The organism is Halomonas sp. BM-2019 (assembly GCF_017584085.1).
The window spans coordinates 188,655-190,522 of record NZ_CP071922.1; the positions used below are offsets into that span (position 1 = coordinate 188,655).

The 1,868-nt window shown below is 70.9% G+C and carries 3 protein-coding genes; all 3 read right to left on the reverse strand.

The features are described from left to right. The coding region (gshB, locus tag J5F18_RS00995) for a glutathione synthase (protein ID WP_346300512.1) at nt 1-888 on the reverse strand (888 nt) is incomplete at its 3' end. A gap of 46 nt (nt 889-934) precedes the next feature. Then, nucleotides 935-1,639: a S1-like domain-containing RNA-binding protein gene (locus J5F18_RS01000; protein ID WP_346300513.1), complete on the reverse strand. Its 705-nt coding sequence runs from the start codon at nt 1,637-1,639 to the stop codon at nt 935-937. Between the two features lie 44 nt (nt 1,640-1,683). Further along, nucleotides 1,684-1,868, reverse strand: a 185-nt coding sequence (locus tag J5F18_RS01005) for an RsmE family RNA methyltransferase (protein WP_346300514.1), incomplete at its 5' end; no start/stop codon positions are given.

The window sequence follows — 1,868 nt, forward strand, 5'->3', positions numbered from 1 at the left end:
CTCGCGCACGCAGGTGGGGCTCGTCACGTTGATCTCGGTGATGTAGTCGCCGATCACGTCGAGGCCGACGAACATCAGGCCCTTGTCTCGGATCGTCGGCTGCACCTGCGCGATCAGCCAGCGGTCGCGCTCGGTGAGCTCGCGGCTGACGCCGGTGCCGCCGGCGGCCAGGTTGCCGCGGGTCTCGCCGGCCATGGGCACCCGGGCCAGGCCATAGGGCACCGGCTCGCCGTCCACCAGCAGGATGCGGGTGTCGCCCTCGGTGATCTCGGGAATATAGCGTTGGGCCATGATCTGGCGCCGGCCGCGCTCGGTGAGGGTCTCGATGATCGCCCCCAGGTTGCGGCCTTCCGGGCGCACGTGGAAGACCCCGGTTCCGCCCATGCCGTCCAGGGGCTTGTAGATCACATCCTGGTGCTCGGCGTGGAAGGCGCGCAGCTCGGGCTCGCTGCAGGAGACCAGGGTCGGCGTGCAGCAGTGGGGAAACTGCTGGGCAAAGAGCTTCTCGTTGCACTCCAGCAGCGCCTGAGTCGGATTGACCACCAGCACGCCCTCGCGCTCGGCGAAGCCCAGCAGGTAGACGGCGTTGAGGAAGTGGGCGTCCACCGGCGGGTCCTTGCGCATCAGGACCACATCGAGCTCGGCCAGGGGACGCGGCTCGGGCTCGCCCAGCTCGAACCAGTGGCCCGGATCACGGTGCACGGTCAGGTCGCGCAGCCGGCCGAAGGCGCGACCGTCGCGCAGGAAGAGGTCCTCCTGCTCCAGGTAGTGCAGCGAGGCGCCGCGGTCCTGGGCGGCCCACAGCATGGCCAGGGTGGTGTCCTTCTTGTAGGCGATATCGGCGATGGGGTCCATCACCACGCCGATCTTCAGCGCGCGTTCGCTCATGGCGTCGGGTTTCCGGTCCAGGGTATCGATGCGGCCAGTATGCCGGCTACTCGCCGCCGGGCGCCAGCCGGATACCGGTCGCCTCCAGGGTGATCAGCCGCCGCTTGTAGAGCCGGCCGATGGCCTGCTTGAAAGCGTTCTTGCTCACCCCCAGCCGGGCCTTGATCTCGGTGGCATCGCTCTTGTCGCCCAGCGGCAGGTAGCCGCCGCTCTCGCGCAGCGCCTTGAGCACCGTCTCGCCCACCACGTCCAGGCGCGCCGCCCCCGGCGGCAGCAGCGAGAGGTCCAGGCGGCCATCCTCGCGCAGGCGCTTCACATAGCCGCTCAGGCGCTGGCCACGGCGCAGCGGGCGGGTGATGTCGTCGCGGTAGAGCAGCCCCCAGCAGCGGTGGTCCACCACCGCCTTGAGACCAAGGTCGGTCTGCTCGGCGATCACCAGGGTCACCTCGTCCCCCGCCGCGAGCCCTTCGGCCTCGTCGGAGACGAAGCGGTCGAGCCGCTGGGAGGCCACCGGCCGGCCCTGCTGGTCTTCATAGATCCTCACCAGCACCCGCTTCCCCGGCGTGGGGCGGAAGCGCTGCTCCCCGAAGGGCAGCAGCAGCTCCTTGGGCTGGCCCCAGTCAAGAAAGGCGCCGGTCTCGTTGACGGTGACCACCTCCAGGTAGGCCACCTCGCCCACCGCACACCTGGGGGCGCGGGAGCGGCGGCCGATGCCGGGCCGATCGGGACGGCGGTCGCGGGAATCGGGCATGTCGGGGCTCCTCGAAGCCAGGGGTGACAAGGGGTCAGGAGTGCTCACAGATCCCCGAAGCGGTGCTGCAGCAGGCTCAGCGCCACCACCGGGGCGGTCTCGGTACGCAGGATGCGCGGCCCCAGGGTGAGCGGGGCGAAGCCGGCGGCCCGGGCGGCCTCGACCTCGGCCTCGGCGAGCCCGCCCGCGGGGCCGATCAGCAGGGCGACGCTCGCCGGCGAACCCTCAC